The following is a 16,738-nucleotide window of genomic DNA, read 5'->3' on the forward strand; positions in this document are numbered from 1 at the left end:
GGGGGAACAGCGCGGCACCGCGGCGGTCCGAACAGCCCGGTGCCGCCCGGGCCGGCCGCCCGTAGTCAACAGCCCCCATCCGCCCGTACTCCGGCCGGCCGGAAGCCGTCGGGCCCGGGGCGTGCCAGAAACCGCCCGGCGGGCGGCGGTTCGACGACATGCCCCGGGGAACCGGCGGGCGGCGTCGGACAGTCAAGGAAGGAAGCGCCGTCGTGAACAACCGACCGTCCCGAGGAGCCGACCACCTCGCGGCCATCGTCGATGCCCTCCCCGATGGCCTCGTGATCGTGAACGGCAACGGCACCATCGTCAACGCCAACACCATGGCGCTCGGCATGTTCGAGATGCCCGGTGCCGTGCTGGTGGGCCGCGGACTGTTCGATCTGCTGCCCGGCTTCGACCCGCGGTCCCTCCCCGGCCCGGCCCCGCTCCCCGAGGACACCGACGGCCCGTTCCGCACCGCACCGGAGCGGATGACCGCGCGACGCGCCGACGGGAGCGAGTTCGCCGCGGAGGTCACCGGCGTCCACCTGGACGGCCGGGGCGGGAGCCGCGGCCCGTACGAACACGCCGGCGAACGGCTGCTCCTGCTCGTGCTGCGGGACCTCACCCGCACCTTCGACACCGAGGGAGAACTGAACCGCTCGCACGAGCAGTTGGAGATGGTCCTGCGGGCCGCCTCGGAAGGCGTCGTCGGGACGGACATCGAGGGCCGGGTCGTCCTGGTCAACCCGGCGGCGGCACGGCTCCTGGGATACCGCGCCGGTCAACTCGGCGGCCAGGACCTCCACTCGCTGATCCTGCACTCGCGGACGGACGGCGAGTCCTACCCGTACGAGGAGTCGCCCCTCGCCGACACGCTCAGGTCCGGCCGAGCGCACCGGGTCCGCGAGCAGGTCCTCTGGACCCGGGACGGCACCCGCGTCCCGGTCGACATCGCGACCGCCCCGGTCCGTGAGGGCAGCCGGCTCGTCGGGGCCGTCCTCACCTTCACCGACCAGCGCCCGTACGAGCGGCTCGTACAGGAGCACGAGGCCGAACTGGCCGGACTGGCCGAGCGGCACGGAGCCGAACTGGACCGGCACCGGGACCGGCTCGCCGCGCTGACCGCCCGCAACACCCAGCTCGCGGCGGCGCTCGACGGAGCCCTGCACGGGACCCTGGCGGAGCTGACCGCGGAGCTCCGCACCCTGGCGGCCGACGACGCCGTCCACCTCTGGCCGGAGGCCCACCGGCTCCTGGACCACCTGGTGTCCGGATACACCCGGGCGGCCGCCCTGATCGACGACGTCCTCGATCACCAGCGGTCCGACGCGGGCGCGGACGGACCGCGCCGGAGCCGCGTACTGCTCGACCGGGTCGTCGACGCCGGTATCGACCGTGCCGTCGAACTGGCCGGCCCCGGCCGCCTCCGCTTCCAGGTGGACACCCCGCCGGTGGAGGCGGACGTCGACCCGGAACGCCTCGCCACCGCGCTCGCGCATCTCATCGCCGACGTCGCGGGCATCGGCGCCCCGGACGCCGGTCACCACGACCCGTTGGTCGCGATCACGGTCGGGCCCGCCCCGCGCGGCGACGCGGTGCGCGTCGAGGTGCGCGGACCGCACACCGGCGGCGACCCGGTCCACCAGGCCCTCGTCCACGGCATCGTCGGTGCGCACGGAGGTACGGTCCGCACCCGTGGGGTACCGGAGACGGGCGGGGGCGTCCACGTCATGGACATCCCGTTCCTGCCCACCGGGCCGGCCCCCGAGGCGCCGTCGCCCGCCCACCGGGAGGACGCGGGGCCGGTCCGGCCCGCCGCGGAGGTCGCGGTCATCGGCGGGACCGGGCGCCGGCACGCCCGCCGGGCGGCCCTGGAGCCCGTCCCGGACAGCGCGCGAACGCCCGTCCGCACCGGCCCGGGAGCGACCGGACGCCGCCGGGGACGCCCCGCCGAAGGCGTCGTCGCGACCGCCGCGGAGAGCACGCGGGGCAACGGCCCCGACGGCGAGGCCGCACGCCCCCGACGGGCCCGGGGGGCGGCCCCCGCCACGCAGACCGGCACCCGCACCGGCGGCCCGGACGGCTCCGTGGTCCCGGCCGCACGCCCCTTCCCGGGCGGTCGGCATGCCTCGATGGCCGGCCAGGAGTGGGGCGAGCCCGTCGGGGCCGAGCCCTGGGGCCGGTCCGAACTGACCCCCGCCGGTGTCGAGGGCGCTCCCGGACTGGTCCCGGCGCCGGTGTACTGGCCCGAACCCGCGGCGGAGACGCCGGCCGGGTACGAGGCGAACCAGGACCGTCCGGTCCTCCCCGGCCCGCACGGCACCCCCTCGCCGGAGGAACCCCCGGCGCTCGCGGCCCCGATGGCGGCGGTGCGCGGGCGGGCCGCCCACGCTGCCCTGATCGGCGCCGGGGCCGTCTCCGTACAGCCCTCGCAGCTCGTGACGGTGCCCGCCCCCCACCAGTCAACGGCCTGACCGCCCGCCCGGACCGGTCCGGGCCCCGGGGAACGGTCCGCGTGGCTGCCGGAGAACCGGCAGCCGCGCGACGCGTTCCGTACCGCGCACGCCGCGCGGTGCCTCACCGCTCCTGGATCTCCGCCGGTTCACCCTCGGGGCGCGGCCGTTCCTCGGCCAGTCTGCCCCAGACGATCATCCGGTACGTGCTGGTGAACTCCGGCGTGCAGGTCGTCAGCGTGATGTACCGGCCCGGCGCGGTGAAGCCCGAACCGACGGGCACCGGATCGAGCACGGAGATGTTCTTCGGCGTGGTCCGGGGCAGGATGCTCGCCATCTTGTAGACGTAGTACGTGTCCCGGGTCTCGACGACGATCGGGTCGCCCGGCCGCAGGCGGTTGATGTAGCGGAACGGCTCACCGTGGGTGTTGCGGTGCCCGGCGATCGCGAAGTTACCCGTCCTCGCCCCCGGCATCGGGGTGGGGATGCTGCCCTTGTCGTAGTGGCCGACCATGCCGCGGTCCAGGACCCGGGTCTTGTCGATCCCTTCCGCGATCGGCACGACCACGTCCAGCTTGGGGATGTGCAGGATCGCGAAGCCCTGGCCGGGCTCGAACGCGTCCGGTCCGCCACCGCCGTGCGCCCAGGACCGCTCCAGCTCGTGACGGGCGCTGCCCGTGATGCTGTGGGCGCGTACGTTCGACCACCACAGCTGGTAGGAGGTGAAGAGGAGCATCAGCGCCCCCGTGGTGATGAGGACCTCACCGCCCACCCGGCCCGCCACCGTGGCGGCGCCCGGCTTCCGCGCCCGGGCCGCGCGCCGGGCCTCGACGCGCGTCATGGGCGGCGGTGGGGCGGCGGGGGAGGCGAGCGGGGCGCGGGACCGGGGCGAGGCGTGCCGGCGCGCGGCGCGTTCCGGGGACGGGGCGGCGGTGTGCCTGCCGCTCCGCTTCGCGGCCTTCCGGCGCGCGGCGCGCCCGCCCTCGGGCAGCGGCCCCGTCATGTCGCGGCCTTCGGGGTGCGAGGCATCCGGGCCCCGCGGCGTGGACGCGCGGATGGAAGAGGCCCGATCGAGTCGTGCATGGCTTTCCTTGTTCTCTGGTCCGGTGTCATGTGCCGGATCGCCGCCTCCGGTTCCCGGGCGGCGTTCTTCCGCGGGCCCGGGGGAGCGTGGGGGATCGTGGACGGCACAAGTGGACGACACAATGGGAGATGCCCGGCGGGTCGTCGGCCGCCGAATGCCGACGATATCCGATTCGGGTGGCCGAAGTCCGTTCGGCGTCAGTGGATTTGGAGGAATGGCGGCCCATGGGGCGTATGGGCCGGGGTGATTCTTATTCACCCCGGAAGCGAGACTCAAGAGAACCTTAAGGATTCTCCGAAAAGGTCACGGGGAGCTTATTCCCGAAATTCGAGCAGCTAGGTTCGGTCCCGTGGAAATCCGGGACCGTATCGAATCCAGTGCGAAATCCTCCGTCGGGCGGCCGGCAGGCGCCCCGACGGGCCGGGGGCGCGCCTCACGCACCGCGCCGATTCCCCTCGACGTGGTACCCGGCCCGCGGCACGCCGTGGGCCGGCCGGCCCGGACGCCGCCCCCGCGGACCAGGCACCGTGAGCGGCCCGTGCGCTCGTACCTCGTGCGCCCGGCCAGGGTGGTGAAGCGGGCTCTCGCCGCCGGTGACCGGTGGGCCGGTCCCTGGCGGATGTCCCCGAAGACCCTGCTGGCGGGGGTGGTCACGGGGGGCGGGTGGGTCCTGGCCCTGTGGGCCGTGAACGTCCGGCCGACGGCCCGGCTCGACGAACTCCTCGCGGACCTCGCCCATATGACCGGACTGCTCGCCGGGTACGGCGCGCTCGTCATGTTCTTCCTGATGGCGCGGGTGCCCGCCGTCGAGCACGGGGTGGGTGCCGACAGGCTGGCCCGGTGGCACGCGTGGGGCGGGCGCTGGGTGGTGCTGCTGTGCCTGGGGCACACCCTGCTCGCGGTGTGCGGTTCCGCCGCCCGTGACGGGCACGACCTGCTGACGTCCGCGCTGCGGATGCTGGGCCGGACGCAACTGGCGCTCGCCGGTGTCGGACTCGTGCTGCTGTGCGCGGTCGGCGCGGTCTCCGCCCACGCGGTACGGGGCCGGATCCGGCACGAGACCTGGCGGGCGGTGCATCTGCTCACCTACCTGGGCGCGGCGCTCGGCGTCGCGCACCAGATGACCGGCCCGGACGTCGCGGTCAACGTCTGCGCGTGGTGGATGTGGGCGCTGCTGCACCTCACCGTGCTGGTGCTGCTGGTCCGGTACCGGATCGTCGTCCCGGTGCGGCAGGCGCTCCGGCACGACCTGCGTGTTCTGGAGGTCCGGGCCGAGGGGCCCGAGGTGTTCTCGGTCGTGATGCGGGGCGAGGGGCTCGACGAACTCGCCGCGGAGGCGGGCCAGTTCTTCCGGTGGCGGTTCCTGCAACGGAGGATCTGGCACTCGGCGCTGCCCTTCTCGCTCTCGGCGCCCGTACGGGACGACCGGCTGCGGATCACGGTCAAGGCGGTCGGCAACCACACCCGCCGCATCCGCAGACTCAGGCCGGGCACCCGGGTGCTGGCCACGGGCCCCTTCGGAGCCATGACGGCCCACCGGCGCAAGCGGCGAAGAGTGCTCCTGCTCGCGGGCGGCGTGGGCATCACACCGATACGGGCCCTCTTCGAGACCCTGCCCGGCGGCCCCGGCGACATCACCCTGCTCTACCGGGCCGGCAGCGAGGACCAGTTGGTGCTGCGCGAGGAACTGGAGGCGATCGCCGCCCACCGGCAGGCGCGGCTGCACTACCTGCTCGGCCGGTCCGACGCCTCGTTCAACCCGCTGGCACCGCAGACGCTGCGGAGCCTGGTCCCCGACCTGGCCCGGCGCGATGTCTACCTCTGCGGCCCGAACGGCATGACCGTCGCGGCGACCGCGGCACTCGTGCAGGCCGGGGTGCCCCAGAAACGCATACACACCGAGAGCTTCGCGCTCTGACCGGCCGCCGGCCGCCGGCCGGGGCGGGGCGGGGCGCAGGATACCCGGAACTCCGCCCCGCCCCGGTACGCCGTCCCGCACACCGGCAACGCTCCGCAGTCGCGCCTCTACACTGTGCTGATGCTTCGCGAAGGGGCGAGGCACCTGAGCATCACGGGGGCCCCATGGGATTCGGCTTCGGGCAGCGGCGCAGCGGGCAACCCCCCGCCGAGCGGACCAGTTTCGTCGGGCGGACCGAGGAGGTCGCGCTGATCCGCGAGGCGTTCCAGGAGGCGCGGCTCGTCACGCTCGTGGGGCCGGGCGGCGTCGGGAAGAGCCGCACCGCCCTGCGCGCGACGGAGGGCCTGCGGGACCGGTTCCCGGACGGGGTGTGGCTGGTCGAGCTGTCGGCCCTGTCCGATCCGGAGCTGGTGCCGGAGACGCTGGCCACCGTGCTGGAGGTGCCGGAGCACGCCGGGATGGAACCGCTGGACGCGGTGGTCTCCCACATCAGGGGACAGCGGCTCCTCGTCGTGCTCGACACCTGCGAGCACATGGTCGACGCCTGTGCCGTGCTCTGCGACGTCCTGCTGCGGGAGGCGGCCGAGGTCTGCGTCCTGGCCACCAGCCGGCAGCCCCTCGACGTCGTCGACGAGCGGACGATGGCGATCGCCCCGCTCGGCGTGGACGACGCCGTGGAGCTGTTCACCCAGCGGGCCGCCCGGGTGCTGCCCGGCTGGGCCGTCACCGACGCCAACCGGGACCAGGTGCTCTCGCTCGTGGAGCGGCTCGACCGGATCCCGCTCGCCCTCGAACTGGCCGCCGTCCGCCTGCGGGTCGCGCCGCTGGCGGAGCTGGTGGCCCGGCTGGACCGCCGGTTCGAGGTCTTCACCGGCGGTCAGCGCGCCGCCTGCGCCCGCCACCAGACCCTGCGTACCACGATCGGCTGGTCCTACGAGCTCTGCACCCCGGCGGAGCGCCTCCTCTGGGCGCGGCTGTCGGTCTTCGCCGGCCCCTTCGAGCTGTCCGCCGCCGAGCGGGTGGGCGGCGGCGACCGGCTCCCGGCCGACGCCGTGCTGGAGGCGCTCTTCGGGCTGGTCGACAAGTCGGTGGTGCAGCGCGTCGGGGAGGACGGGGCACGCTACCGGCTGCTGGACACCATCCGTGAGTACGGGGCCGAGCGCCTCGACGAGGACCGCACCGCGACCGACGTACGCGAGCGCCACTTCGCGCACCACCGCGAGACGGCCCGCCGGATGTGGGAGGAGCTGATCACTCCCGCCCAGGCCGAACTGCACCGGGCGGTGCGCGGCCAGATCGCCGACATCCGGGCCGCGATGAAGCACGCCTTCTCGACGGAGGGCGGCGCGGCGGACGGGCTGGTCCTCGCCGTCTGGCTGGCTCCCCACTGGCGGGCCAGCGGCACCCTGTCGGAGGGGCGGTACTGGATCGACAAGGGCCTCGCCCTGGTGCCGGAGGACTGCTCGGAGCGGGCCTGGGGCCTCTTCATGACCGGTGTGTTCGCGACCTGGACCGCCGCCCTCGACGAGGCGCCGGACCTCTTCCGGTGGGCCCGGGAGGCGGCGCTGAACTGCGACGAGCAGCGCGTCGCCCTGTTCACCGAGGCGTACAACGGCGCGATGCGGGCCCTGTGCGGCGAGATCGAGGAAGGCCTCGCCGACATGGAGCAGGGCCGCCGCCAGATCGTCGCCGTGGGCGACCTGCTGGGCATCAGCATGGTCCACTACGAGGGCGCGCTGCTGCGGGCCGCGCTCGGGCACACCGACGGGGCCCTGGAGCTGTGCGCCTGGGGGCTGGCCCATCTGGAGGGCACGGGCGACCGGCAGTTCTACGGCTCCACGCTGATGGCCCAGGGGCTCATCCTCTGGCTCGCCGGACGCCACGACGAGGCCGCCGAGGTGCTGAGGGAGTCCCTGGAGGCCATCAGCGAGATCGGCGACGTACTGGTCGCGGCGCTCTGCTGTCTGGGCCTGTCCTGGCACGCGGCCCTGGCCGGGCGCCATGTCCGGGCGGCCTGGCTGCTGGGGTACGCGGAGGGGGCGCGCCGGCTCAGCGGCGATCCGGTGGCCATGCTGGTGGCCGTGCTGGAACAGCAGGAGACGACCCGCAGCGCCGTACGGGACGCGCTGGGGGACGCGGAGTACGAGCGCTGGCACGGCGTCGGGGCGCGGCTGTCGGGGACCGAGATCCTGGCGGCGGTGCGCTCGGACACCGACCGGCCCTCGCCCCGGCGGACCGTGCCCCGCGCCCGGCCGGAGCCCGCGGCGGCCGATCTGCTCACCCCCCGGGAACGGGAGGTCGCCGTCCTCGTCGCACGGGGCCTCTCCAACCGAGAGGTGGCCGAGCACCTGGTGATCTCCAAGCGGACCGCGGACACCCACGTGGAACGGATCCTCACCAAACTCTCCATCGACTCACGCACGGAGATCGCCGCGGTGCTGGAGCCCTGACCCCCGTACGTAGCCGGGCGCGCCTCCGGTACGTATGCCGACGCCGACGGGGTGAGCGCGAAGGGCCGCACAGATACGTGTACCGATGCGCGATTCGGCGCGGGTTGCCGGGGCGGCCCGTGCGGCAGGCTGGGCGTGCCGCTGGGGCAGGAAGCAGCTGTGCGGCAAGGGTGGTCGTGGCCGACGCGCAGGCCCGAGTGCTCCCGCCCCAGCGGCACCAGGCGTACGGGGCGCCCGCTGCTTCCGCATGCGTGGAGGGCCCGGGACAGCCCTTAGGGTGGAGGGAGTACCACCCGAGAAGAGGATGCGCCATGTCCTTCGCCCCACTCGGCCGGCACAACGGCGAGCACAGCGACCACTGCAACACCGTCCTGTGCTGCCGCTGCCAGCAGCGGAGCTGGACGACGCAGCAGGGCAGCGAGCGGCTGTGCGGTCCGTGCGCCGCCTGCTGCCGGGAGTGCGGCAGGGCCCCGGCCCCGTATCTGGACGGGCTGCACGACGGGATCTGCTCCGACTGCCGCGGCCTCTGCGCGAACTGCCGCAAGCCCCTGCCCGACATCGGTGCCTGCGAGTGCCGGCAGTGGAAGCAGCGCCCGGGGGGCGACCCGATCAGCTTCGTCCTGCAGGGCTTCCCCGCACCCCTGCTCCAGGCCCTCGGACACCGGGTGCCGCGCACCCTCCCCGACATCCTGTACGGCGAGCTGGAGCATCGCACGGCCGCCCAGCTCCTCGACCGCGTCGAGCGGCGCTGGAGCAACCGCTGGTCCCACGCCATCCACGAACGCGACGAGGAGAACCGCCGCCGCTGGGCGCCGCAGGAGATCGCCGAGGCCCTGGTGAGCCCCGGCCGGTGCGGGAACAGGACCTGCGAGGACGGGTACCTCCTCACCGACGGTGCGCCCTGCCCGTACTGCCAGCAGCCCGCCCACCGCTTCGTCCCGGCCACCGCCGAGGCGGTCTCCACCTCGGAGCACGCGCGCGCGACCGCCGCGCGGATCCGCAGGACGCTGGTCGGCAACCGCGCGGCCGCCAAGCGGCCCGGCGGCGGTACCCGGCCGGCCGGGTGGCCGGTGCCGCACGACGACTGACCCGGACCCGCGCAAGGACGGCGGCCCCCGGAGCCGCACAGGTGCGACAGGGCCCGGATCCGGCAGCCGCGGCGGGCCCCGGATCCGGGGGTACGGCGAAGGCCCGGCCGCCGTGTCCGGCACGGGCTCTCCCGGACGACGTGTCGCACGCGTCCGGAAGAGCCCGCCCCGTCACCGCGGCCGGGCCCCTGCCACCGGGAGCCGGTGGCTCAGCCCGCCTCCGCCGCGGCCTTCTCCTCCGCGAGCCGCTGCATGCCGCTCTGCGTCTTGAGCGGCTTCTCCTTGATGAACAGCACCGCGATCAGGGCGAGGAAGGCGAACGGCGCGCCGACCAGGAAGACCTCGGCGGTCGCGACCCCGTACGCCTGCTCGACGATGTGCCGGGCCGGTTCGGGCAGCTTGCTCAGGTCGGGGACGGAGTGACCGGAGCCGCCGCCGGCCGCCGCACCGCCGAAGCCCTTCTCCAGCTCGCTCGCCACCCGGTTGCCGAGGACGGCGCCGAGGGCGCTCGTACCGATCGCGCCACCGAGGCTGCGGAAGAACGACAGGACCGAGGTCGCCGCGCCCAGCTCCGAGGCGGGCACGTCGTTCTGCGCGGCCAGCACCAGGTTCTGCATCAGCATGCCGACGCCCACGCCGAGCACCACCATGTAGACGCTGAGCAGTCCGAAGGAGGAGTCCGCGCTGATCGTGGAGAGCAGACCCATGCCCGCGGTCATGATGATGCCGCCCGCGATGAGGAAGCCCTTCCACTTGCCCCGGGAGGAAATGATCTGACCGGCGACGGTCGTCGAGATCATCAGACCGAGGATCATCGGCAGGCTCATCAGACCGGCGGTGGTCGGCGTCTTGCCCAGCGAGATCTGGAAGTACTGCGAGAGGAAGACGGTGCCGCCGAACATGGCCACACCCACGAGCATGCTCGCCACGGTCGTCAGCGCCACCGTGCGGTTGCGGAAGATGTCCAGCGGAATGATCGGTTCCTGGACCTTGGACTCGACCAGCACCGCGACGGCCAGCAGGACCACGCCGGCGCCCACCAGGGCGGCGGTCTGCCAGGAGGCCCAGTCGAAGCGGTTGCCCGCGAGGGTCACCCAGAGCAGCAGCGCGCTGACGCCGCTCATGATGAGCACGGCACCGAGATAGTCGATCTTCACCTCGCGGCGGACCGTGGGCAGTTTCAGCGTCAGCTGGAGCAGCACGATCGCGAGCAGCGCGAACGGCACCCCGATGAAGAAGCACCAGCGCCAGCCGAGCCAGGAGGTGTCCACGAGGACCCCGCCGATCAGCGGGCCCGCGACGGTGCCGACGGCGAACACGGCACCGAAGATGCCGGAGTAGCGGCCGAGTTCACGGGGCGGGATGATCGCCGCCATCACGACCTGGGCGAGCGCCGTGAGGCCACCCGCGCCGATGCCCTGCACCACACGGCTCACGATCAGCAGGCCGACGCTGTGCGAGAAGCCGGCCACCAGCGAGCCGACGACGAACATCGAGAGCGACAGCTGGATGAGCAGCTTCTTGTCGTAGAGGTCGGACAGCTTGCCCCAGATCGGGACGGTCGCCGTCATCGCCAGCAGCTCGGCGGTGACCACCCAGGTGTACGAGGACTGGCTGCCGTTCAGGTCGGCGATGATCCTCGGAAGTGCGTTGGAGACCACGGTCGAGGCCAGGATGGCCACGAACATACCGGCCATCAGGCCCGACATGGCCTGGAGTATCTGACGGCGTGACATGGCCGATGGCGCCGCCTCGGGCGCACCGGCTATCTGTTCTTCGGGAGTGGCGGCAGCGCTCATCGGCCGGCGTTCCTCATTCTCTGGATTCTCAGGTGGTTCTCGGTGGCGGAACCCCGGTGGGGCTCCGTGCATGGGTCAGTCGTTCAGGCCCGCGGCCAGTGCGGTGAACGCCTCGTGGTAGATGCTCTGGAACGTACGGGTGCGTCCCGAGGCCACCCAGAGCTCGACGGAGGCGCGCACGGCGGCGATCGCCGCATGGGCGACGAGCCGGGGGCGGAGGTCGGACTCGGGGTCCTGGCCGAGCCGTTCGGCGACGACGGCGACCAGCGCCCGCTCGTCCGCGCCCTGGGCGGCCAGGAACCGGGGGAGCAGCGACGGGCTGGTGCACACCACCGCCATCTGGAGCTCCCAGCGTTCGTGGTCCTCTTCGATGTGGGCGAGCTCCTGGGCGATGGCCTCGCGCAGGGCCTGGAGCACGGTGAAGTCGGACGGTGCGTTGAGCACGGCCCGGCGGACCCGTTCGGCGTCCTCCTGGAGGGGGCGGGTGATCGCTTCCTCCAGGCACGGGAAGTAGTTGAAGAAGGTGCGGACGGATACGCCGACCGCGTCGGTGACCGCTTCCACGGTCACCTCGTCGATGCCGCGTTCCGCGGCCATGCGCAGCGCCGTGTCGGCGAGGGCTCTGCGCGTGGCACGCTTCTTGCGTTCACGCAGCCCGAGAGACGGGTCGGCGGCGGTCATGACGTGCATGCTATGCATTTTTGCGTGGTGTGCAAAATTATTTGGGCGGTACGGGAGAACCCCGTACCGCCCGCGCGGGAACCGGCTGCCCGGCGCCGACCTTATCCCGGAAGCATGGCCCGTCGTCCGGGGGCGGCGGAGGACTGCATGGTCATGCCGCCGTCGACCACCAGGAGCTGGCCGGTGAGGTAGCGGGACTCGTCGGAGGCGAGGAAGACCATGGTGTGCCCGATGTCCTCGGGGGCGCCCAGGTAGGGGAGCGCGTTGCCCTCCTTCAGCGCCGCGATGACGCCCTCGGGCAGGTTGTTCTCCAGGGCGGGGGTCATCACCGCGCCGGGGGCCACCGCGTTGCAGCGGATGCCCCGCGGTCCGTACTGGACGGCGATCGACTTCGTCATGCTGACCACCGCCGCCTTCACGGCGCCGTACGAGGTCTGCAGGACGTCGCCGACGAGCGCGGCCACGGACGCGGTGTTGATGATCGACCCGCCGCCGGCGCTGATCATGTGGGGGGCCGCGTGCCGGGAGCCGAGAAGGGTGCTGCGCATGTTGAGGGTGACGGCGCGGTCGAACTCGTCCATGTCCATGCGGAGCAGGTCCAGGTCCTTGCGCGGGTTGGTGCCGCCGACGTGGTTGCACAGGACGTGCAGCCCGCCGAACTCGGCGACGGCCGCGGCGACCATGTCCGCGACCGAGCCCTCGTCGGTGACGTCCACGGTGACCGGCAGGGCCCGTCCGCCCGCGGCCTCGACGAGGGTGGCGGTCTCCTCCGCGCTCTGCCCGTGGTGGTCGGCGACCACGACCCGGGCGCCCTCCCGGCCCATCAGCTCGGCGGCGGCCCGTCCGATGCCGCTGCCCGCGCCGGTGATGACCGCGACCTTGTCCTTGAGGCGTTCCATGGCCCTGATCCTTTCGTCGTGCCGGTGGTTCTGCCGGTGCCCGGCGGGGAGTGCCGCGCCACCCGCATTGTGCACAGTACACATCATGTGCACTGTGCACAAACATATCGAGTGGTGGCCTCGGGAGCGGTGCGGCCATGCGCGATGATGGCGGGGAACCGATGGTGGGAGAGGATCGAGCGATGAGTGAGCAAGAGTCCCGGCTGGGCGATCTGGAGCGGGAGCTGACACTGCTCTCCCGGCACTTCATCGCCGCCCGGGGCCCCCGTGCGGGCCAGAGCCTGGAGCGCTCGGCGTATGTGCTGCTCACCCGGCTGGAAGTCGGCGAACCGCTCACGCTCAAGGAGCTGGCGCTCACCTTCCAGGTCGATGTCTCCACCATCAACCGGCAGGTCAGCGCCATGCTCCGGAACGGGCTGGTGGAACGCATCCCCGACCCCGACGGCGGCCTGGCCCGCAAGTTCCGTCCCACCGCGCTCGGCCTGGAACGTCTGGCGGCGGACCGCGCCGTCAGCCGCGCGGGGGCGAACCGCCTCATCGGGATCTCGGGGTGGACCCAGGAGCGGACCGAGGAGTTCGTCACCCTGCTCATCGAGTTCAACCAGAGCATCGAACGGCTCGAAGGGCTCACCTGGTCCCGCACGGGCCGCCCGGAAGGCCGGCCGCCCCAGGAGTGACCGGGGCGGTCAGGCGCGGCGGTCCGCCTCCGCCGGCCTTCCCGGCCGCAGGGTCTTCTCCAGGAGGGTGAACGACTTGGGCGCGCCGCCCGGCTGCGGCTTGCCCGCCTTGTGGCCGACGGCCCGGTACCCCTCGGCCAGGTAGTAGGCGGTCAGGCGCGCGTTGGTGGCCAGGCAGTCGAGGCGGACGCGTGTCCGGCCCGTCGCGGCCACTCGCCGCTCGGCGGCCCGCAGCAGCCTCCGGCCCGCTCCCGCGGGGGCGTTGCCGCGGTCGACCATCAGCCGGTGCACGTATCCGGCCACCGGCGGCTGCGGCCCCCAAGCGTCCTCGTCCGCCCACCACAGCTCCCAGGCCCCGAACAGCCGGCCCCGGTCCTCGGCGACCCAGACCTCGCCGCTCGTCATGACCCGGCGGAAATGGTCCTCGCCGAGCTCGCCGGGGCGCCACTGGCCGGTGATGCCCCGGCCGAGCATCCAACGGGCGGCCCCGTCGCGGAGCTGGACCAGGGCGGAGGCGTCGGACGCGTCGGCGAGGCGGAGGCGCGGTTCGTTCACGCCGCGATCCTCGCACGGGTGCCCGGATCCGTACGGGGGTGAGTCAACGCCCCTTTGCCTACCGGAAGGTGTGGACCACCTGGATCCCGCCGACGATGTGGGCGTTGAAGTCGTCGAGCTCGTCCGCCGGAACCCACAGTTCGAGGATGGTCCGCCCGCCGGCCTGGCGCACCGGATAGCGCCGCAGGAACTCCGTATCGACCTCGAAACGCGTCACGAACCCGGCTCCGCTGTGCTTCACGTTCCAGTCCCGCGCGATCGTGATCGCGTACTCCTCGTCGAGGACCGGATAGAAGAGGGGCTGCTCGGGCAGGCGGGGCGGCCAGGCGCGCCAGCCCGACTGCCGGACCAGCTCCAGCTCCTCCGGGCCGGTCGGGCGCCACAGGGTCGTCGTCGCTCGCACGCCGGTCATGAAACGGGTCCTTCCACGGGTCGGGGCCCTGGGGGCGGGCCGTCCGGGTGCCGGACGATACCCGGACGGCACGCCGCACAGCCACGGAGATTCCGCCCCGGACCACCCGTGACCCCGTACTACTCGGCGGCTGCCGCGGCGCGGGCGTACGTGAGGAAGACCGCCCCGGAATTCAGCACGGTGTGGTCGGTGAGGTCCCAGGTGCGGGGATCGAAGGGTGCCCCGCCGGAGAAGAGCGGGATCCCGGAACCGATGGTCATCGGGCTCAGCTTCACGATCATCCCGTCGATCTCGGAGTACAGCGAAGCGGCCAGCTCGGCCCCGCCCAGCAGCCAGATGTCCTTCCCGTCCTGCCGCTTCAACTCCCGCACGGTCTCCACCGGATCGTCCGCGACGATCTCCACCGCCGGGTCCGGGCTCTCGCCGATCGTCCGTGAGAACACCAGGTGGCGCAGGTGCGGGTAAGCGTCGGTCACCCCGACCCGGAGGCCGAGTTCGTAGGAGCGCCGTCCTTCGAGGACCGTGTCGAAACAGGTGCCCGGGTCGGTGACGGACAGTGCGGCACGGGCCGGGCCGGGCAGCGTCTCCGGGTACTTCTCCACGAGGTGCCGGACGTACTCCTCGGGGATCGGCCAGAAGCCGTCCGGGCCGGTGGGGTCGGCGCCGTCCGGTCCCGCGATGAATCCGTCGAGGGTGGACGCGATGAAGTACACGAGCTTGCGCACGGGGGCCTTTCGCAGAACGGGTCGTCGAGCTCCCATGATCGCCGCACGCGCGTCGTCGGACAAGATCCGGCGGTCGGCGGCCGAGGGGCGACTCCGATGGATGCCCCGGGCGTTCGCCACTTCACAACAACTCTTTCGAAAGAACTGTTGTGGGGCTATCGTCTGCGCATGACCGCCTCCGACCTCCCACCCCGGCACGATGTCGAACTCGGCACCGCGGCCCTGCGCGTGCTCGCCCACCCCCTGCGGCTGACCGTGCTCGCCCTGCTGCGCGAGCGCGGCCCCGCCACCGCCACCCACGTCGCCGACGAACTGGGCATCAACCCCGGCGCCGCCAGCTACCACCTGCGCCGACTCGCGGCGGGCGGACTCATCGAGGAGGAACCCGACCGGGGAACCGGGCGGGAACGCTGGTGGAGGTCCGTCCACCGCCAGTCGGTCCACGACCCGGCGACGGCCACCGCCGAACAGTGCGACACCGGCCGCGCCTACACACAGGCCGTGGCCGAGGTCGCCGCCGACCGCCTGCACCGGGCCGCGCGGGAGGTGCCGCTGCTCCCCGAGGACTGGCTCCGGGCCACCGCCTACGGCGACTTCCTGCTGCGTCTGACCCCCGAGGACACGAGCCGGATGCGGGACGAGATCTTCGAGGTGATCACCCGGTACCGCGACCGGTCGGGCGGGGTGCCCGAGGGCACTTCGCCGGTCTTCGTCCAGGTGCAGGCGTTCCCGGCGCCCGGCACGGCCCTGCCGCCGGACGCCGGGGCGTGAGCCTGCCCGCTCCGGCGGCCCCGCCGCGGCCCGCGTACCGGGATGTCAACGTCCTGCGCTGGCTCACCGCGTACACGGCCTCGGTCACGGGCGACGTCGTGTACTTCCTCGCCCTGTCCTGGGCGGCCACCCGGGTCGCCGGGCCCTCGCAGGTGGGTCTGGTGGTCGCGGCGGGGGCGCTGCCACGCGCGGTGCTCATGCTCGGCGGGGGCGTGGTGGCCGACCGCTTCGGGCCGCGCCGGGTCGCCGTCGTCAGCGACGCGGTCCGCTGCGGGGTGATCCTGGTGACCGCCGGGGCGGTAGTGGCGGCAGCACCGGGGGTGCGGCTGCTGATCGCCGTCGCGCTGGTCTTCGGCGCGGTCGACGCGGTGTTCATGCCGGCGGTGGGCGCCCTCCCGCCCCGGATCACCACGCCCGCGCAACTCGCCCGGGTCCAGGGCATGCGCGGCCTGTCGATCCGGCTCGGCAACGCCACCGGGCCGCTCCTCGCGGGGGCGTTACTGGTGTCCGGCGGCACGGCCGGCGCGTTCGCAGCCTCCGGGACGCTGTTCGCGGTCTCGCTCGTCCTCCTGCTCACGGTGCGGACCTCCGAACCGCCCCGCCCCGCACCCCTGCCCCGTGGATCCGCCCGGCGCGAACTGGGCGACGGACTGCGCTACCTGCGCCGCCACCGGCTGCTCGCCCCACTCGTCGTGGTGACCGGCCTGAGCGAGATGTGCTTCAGCGGCCCGGTCGCCACCGGGCTGGTGCTCCTGGCGGACGAACGCGGCTGGGGCGCGCCCGGCATGGGGTGGATCGCCGGCGCGTTCAGCGTCGGAGCCGCGGCCGCCGCACTGCTGCTCACCGCGGCGCCCCGGATACCCCGCGCCGGCCTCGCCATGGCGGGCGCCCTGCTCGTCACCGCCGCGGGGGCGGTGGCCCTGGGACGCGCCGCCTCCTTGCCCGCGGCCGTCGCGTTCGGTGCCCTGATCGGCATGAGCAGCGGATTCACCACCACGGTGACCGGCGCACTCATCCAGACGGAGACCGATCCCCGCTACCTCGGCCGGGTCACCTCGGTCACGACGCTGTGCACGCTCGGACTGGCCCCCGCGCTCTTTCCGGCCGTCGGGATCACGGTCCACCTGTGGGGTGCGGGCGTGTTCTTCACCGGCTGCGGCGCGGTCTGCCTGCTCGCCGCCGTCCTCGCCCTCTCCACTCCCGTACTCCGCCGCGCCGGACTCCGGCCGCCCGGGCGGTGA

The 16,738-nt window shown here is 73.4% G+C and carries 14 protein-coding genes; 7 read left to right on the forward strand and 7 right to left on the reverse strand.

Annotation, left to right across the window (positions count from 1 at the left end; genetic code table 11):
* Nucleotides 1-212 precede the first annotated feature (212 nt).
* On the forward strand, nucleotides 213-2,459 hold the full coding sequence (locus ACIQGQ_RS23435; RefSeq protein WP_402398585.1) for a PAS domain-containing protein: 2,247 nt from the start codon (nucleotides 213-215) through the stop codon (nucleotides 2,457-2,459).
* Nucleotides 2,460-2,562: 103 nt separating this feature from the next.
* On the opposite strand, the gene ACIQGQ_RS23440 is transcribed toward ACIQGQ_RS23435, so the two are convergent.
* Nucleotides 2,563-3,642, reverse strand: coding sequence for a class E sortase (locus ACIQGQ_RS23440; RefSeq protein WP_402398586.1), 1,080 nt, complete (start codon nucleotides 3,640-3,642; stop codon nucleotides 2,563-2,565).
* Between the two features lie 418 nt (nucleotides 3,643-4,060).
* On the opposite strand from ACIQGQ_RS23440, the gene ACIQGQ_RS23445 reads away from it, so the two are divergent.
* The 3 genes from ACIQGQ_RS23445 to ACIQGQ_RS23455 all read left to right on the forward strand — a co-directional run bounded on the left by ACIQGQ_RS23445 (nucleotide 4,061) and on the right by ACIQGQ_RS23455 (nucleotide 8,978).
* Entirely contained in the window at nucleotides 4,061-5,440 is a 1,380-nt protein-coding gene (locus ACIQGQ_RS23445; RefSeq protein ID WP_402398587.1) for a ferric reductase-like transmembrane domain-containing protein, read from the forward strand.
* A 164-nt stretch (nucleotides 5,441-5,604) separates the two neighbouring features.
* Nucleotides 5,605-7,890 (forward strand): ATP-binding protein, encoded by a 2,286-nt coding sequence (locus ACIQGQ_RS23450; protein WP_402398588.1) that lies wholly within the window; start codon nucleotides 5,605-5,607, stop codon nucleotides 7,888-7,890.
* Nucleotides 7,891-8,201: 311 nt separating this feature from the next.
* Entirely contained in the window at nucleotides 8,202-8,978 is a 777-nt protein-coding gene (locus ACIQGQ_RS23455; RefSeq protein ID WP_402398589.1) for a hypothetical protein, read from the forward strand.
* 209 nt (nucleotides 8,979-9,187) lie between these two features.
* Here the strand turns inward: ACIQGQ_RS23455 and ACIQGQ_RS23460 are convergent, their stop codons facing one another.
* The 3 genes from ACIQGQ_RS23460 to ACIQGQ_RS23470 all read right to left on the reverse strand — a co-directional run bounded on the left by ACIQGQ_RS23460 (nucleotide 9,188) and on the right by ACIQGQ_RS23470 (nucleotide 12,357).
* Nucleotides 9,188-10,777 carry an MDR family MFS transporter gene (locus ACIQGQ_RS23460; protein WP_402398590.1) on the reverse strand — a complete coding sequence of 530 codons (1,590 nt, stop codon included), beginning with the start codon at nucleotides 10,775-10,777 and terminating at the stop codon, nucleotides 9,188-9,190.
* Nucleotides 10,778-10,852: 75 nt separating this feature from the next.
* Nucleotides 10,853-11,458 carry a TetR family transcriptional regulator gene (locus ACIQGQ_RS23465; RefSeq protein WP_402398809.1) on the reverse strand — a complete coding sequence of 202 codons (606 nt, stop codon included), beginning with the start codon at nucleotides 11,456-11,458 and terminating at the stop codon, nucleotides 10,853-10,855.
* A 101-nt stretch (nucleotides 11,459-11,559) separates the two neighbouring features.
* Nucleotides 11,560-12,357, reverse strand: a complete 798-nt coding sequence (locus ACIQGQ_RS23470; protein ID WP_402398591.1) for an SDR family NAD(P)-dependent oxidoreductase — start codon at nucleotides 12,355-12,357, stop codon at nucleotides 11,560-11,562.
* Between the two features lie 182 nt (nucleotides 12,358-12,539).
* Between ACIQGQ_RS23470 and ACIQGQ_RS23475 the strand changes: the two genes are divergently transcribed.
* A complete protein-coding gene (locus ACIQGQ_RS23475; protein WP_402398592.1) occupies nucleotides 12,540-13,034 on the forward strand; it encodes a MarR family winged helix-turn-helix transcriptional regulator in 495 nt (164 codons plus the stop codon).
* A gap of 9 nt (nucleotides 13,035-13,043) precedes the next feature.
* Here the strand turns inward: ACIQGQ_RS23475 and ACIQGQ_RS23480 are convergent, their stop codons facing one another.
* The 3 genes from ACIQGQ_RS23480 to ACIQGQ_RS23490 all read right to left on the reverse strand — a co-directional run bounded on the left by ACIQGQ_RS23480 (nucleotide 13,044) and on the right by ACIQGQ_RS23490 (nucleotide 14,726).
* Nucleotides 13,044-13,589: a GNAT family N-acetyltransferase gene (locus tag ACIQGQ_RS23480; RefSeq protein ID WP_402398593.1), complete on the reverse strand. Its 546-nt coding sequence runs from the start codon at nucleotides 13,587-13,589 to the stop codon at nucleotides 13,044-13,046.
* Nucleotides 13,590-13,647: 58 nt separating this feature from the next.
* Nucleotides 13,648-14,001 carry an ADP-ribosylation/crystallin J1 gene (locus tag ACIQGQ_RS23485; protein WP_402398594.1) on the reverse strand — a complete coding sequence of 118 codons (354 nt, stop codon included), beginning with the start codon at nucleotides 13,999-14,001 and terminating at the stop codon, nucleotides 13,648-13,650.
* 119 nt (nucleotides 14,002-14,120) lie between these two features.
* Nucleotides 14,121-14,726, reverse strand: a complete 606-nt coding sequence (locus ACIQGQ_RS23490; RefSeq protein WP_402398595.1) for a dihydrofolate reductase family protein — start codon at nucleotides 14,724-14,726, stop codon at nucleotides 14,121-14,123.
* Between the two features lie 168 nt (nucleotides 14,727-14,894).
* Between ACIQGQ_RS23490 and ACIQGQ_RS23495 the strand changes: the two genes are divergently transcribed.
* Together ACIQGQ_RS23495 and ACIQGQ_RS23500 are read left to right on the forward strand one after the other, a co-directional pair.
* Complete coding sequence (locus tag ACIQGQ_RS23495; protein WP_402398596.1) at nucleotides 14,895-15,497, forward strand: ArsR/SmtB family transcription factor; 603 nt, start codon at nucleotides 14,895-14,897, stop codon at nucleotides 15,495-15,497.
* Nucleotides 15,494-16,738, forward strand: coding sequence for an MFS transporter (locus tag ACIQGQ_RS23500; RefSeq protein ID WP_402398597.1), 1,245 nt, complete (start codon nucleotides 15,494-15,496; stop codon nucleotides 16,736-16,738). Before ACIQGQ_RS23495 ends, ACIQGQ_RS23500 begins: the two co-directional genes overlap by 4 nt.

Source organism: Streptomyces sp. NPDC092952 (assembly GCF_044754785.1).
Taxonomy (GTDB): Bacteria; Actinomycetota; Actinomycetes; order Streptomycetales; family Streptomycetaceae; genus Streptomyces.

Bases quoted from the DNA above. Each gene is read 5' to 3' on its own strand.
- ACIQGQ_RS23450 (WP_402398588.1), top strand. From the start codon at position 5,605: ATGGGATTCGGCTTCGGGCAGCGGCGCAGCGGGCAACCCCCCGCCGAG.
- ACIQGQ_RS23455 (WP_402398589.1), top strand. From the start codon at position 8,202: ATGTCCTTCGCCCCACTCGGCCGGCACAACGGCGAGCACAGCGACCAC.
- ACIQGQ_RS23460 (WP_402398590.1), bottom strand. From the start codon at position 10,777: ATGAGCGCTGCCGCCACTCCCGAAGAACAGATAGCCGGTGCGCCCGAG.
- ACIQGQ_RS23465 (WP_402398809.1), bottom strand. From the start codon at position 11,458: ATGACCGCCGCCGACCCGTCTCTCGGGCTGCGTGAACGCAAGAAGCGT.
- ACIQGQ_RS23470 (WP_402398591.1), bottom strand. From the start codon at position 12,357: ATGGAACGCCTCAAGGACAAGGTCGCGGTCATCACCGGCGCGGGCAGC.
- ACIQGQ_RS23475 (WP_402398592.1), top strand. From the start codon at position 12,540: ATGAGTGAGCAAGAGTCCCGGCTGGGCGATCTGGAGCGGGAGCTGACA.
- ACIQGQ_RS23485 (WP_402398594.1), bottom strand. From the start codon at position 14,001: ATGACCGGCGTGCGAGCGACGACGACCCTGTGGCGCCCGACCGGCCCG.
- ACIQGQ_RS23495 (WP_402398596.1), top strand. From the start codon at position 14,895: ATGACCGCCTCCGACCTCCCACCCCGGCACGATGTCGAACTCGGCACC.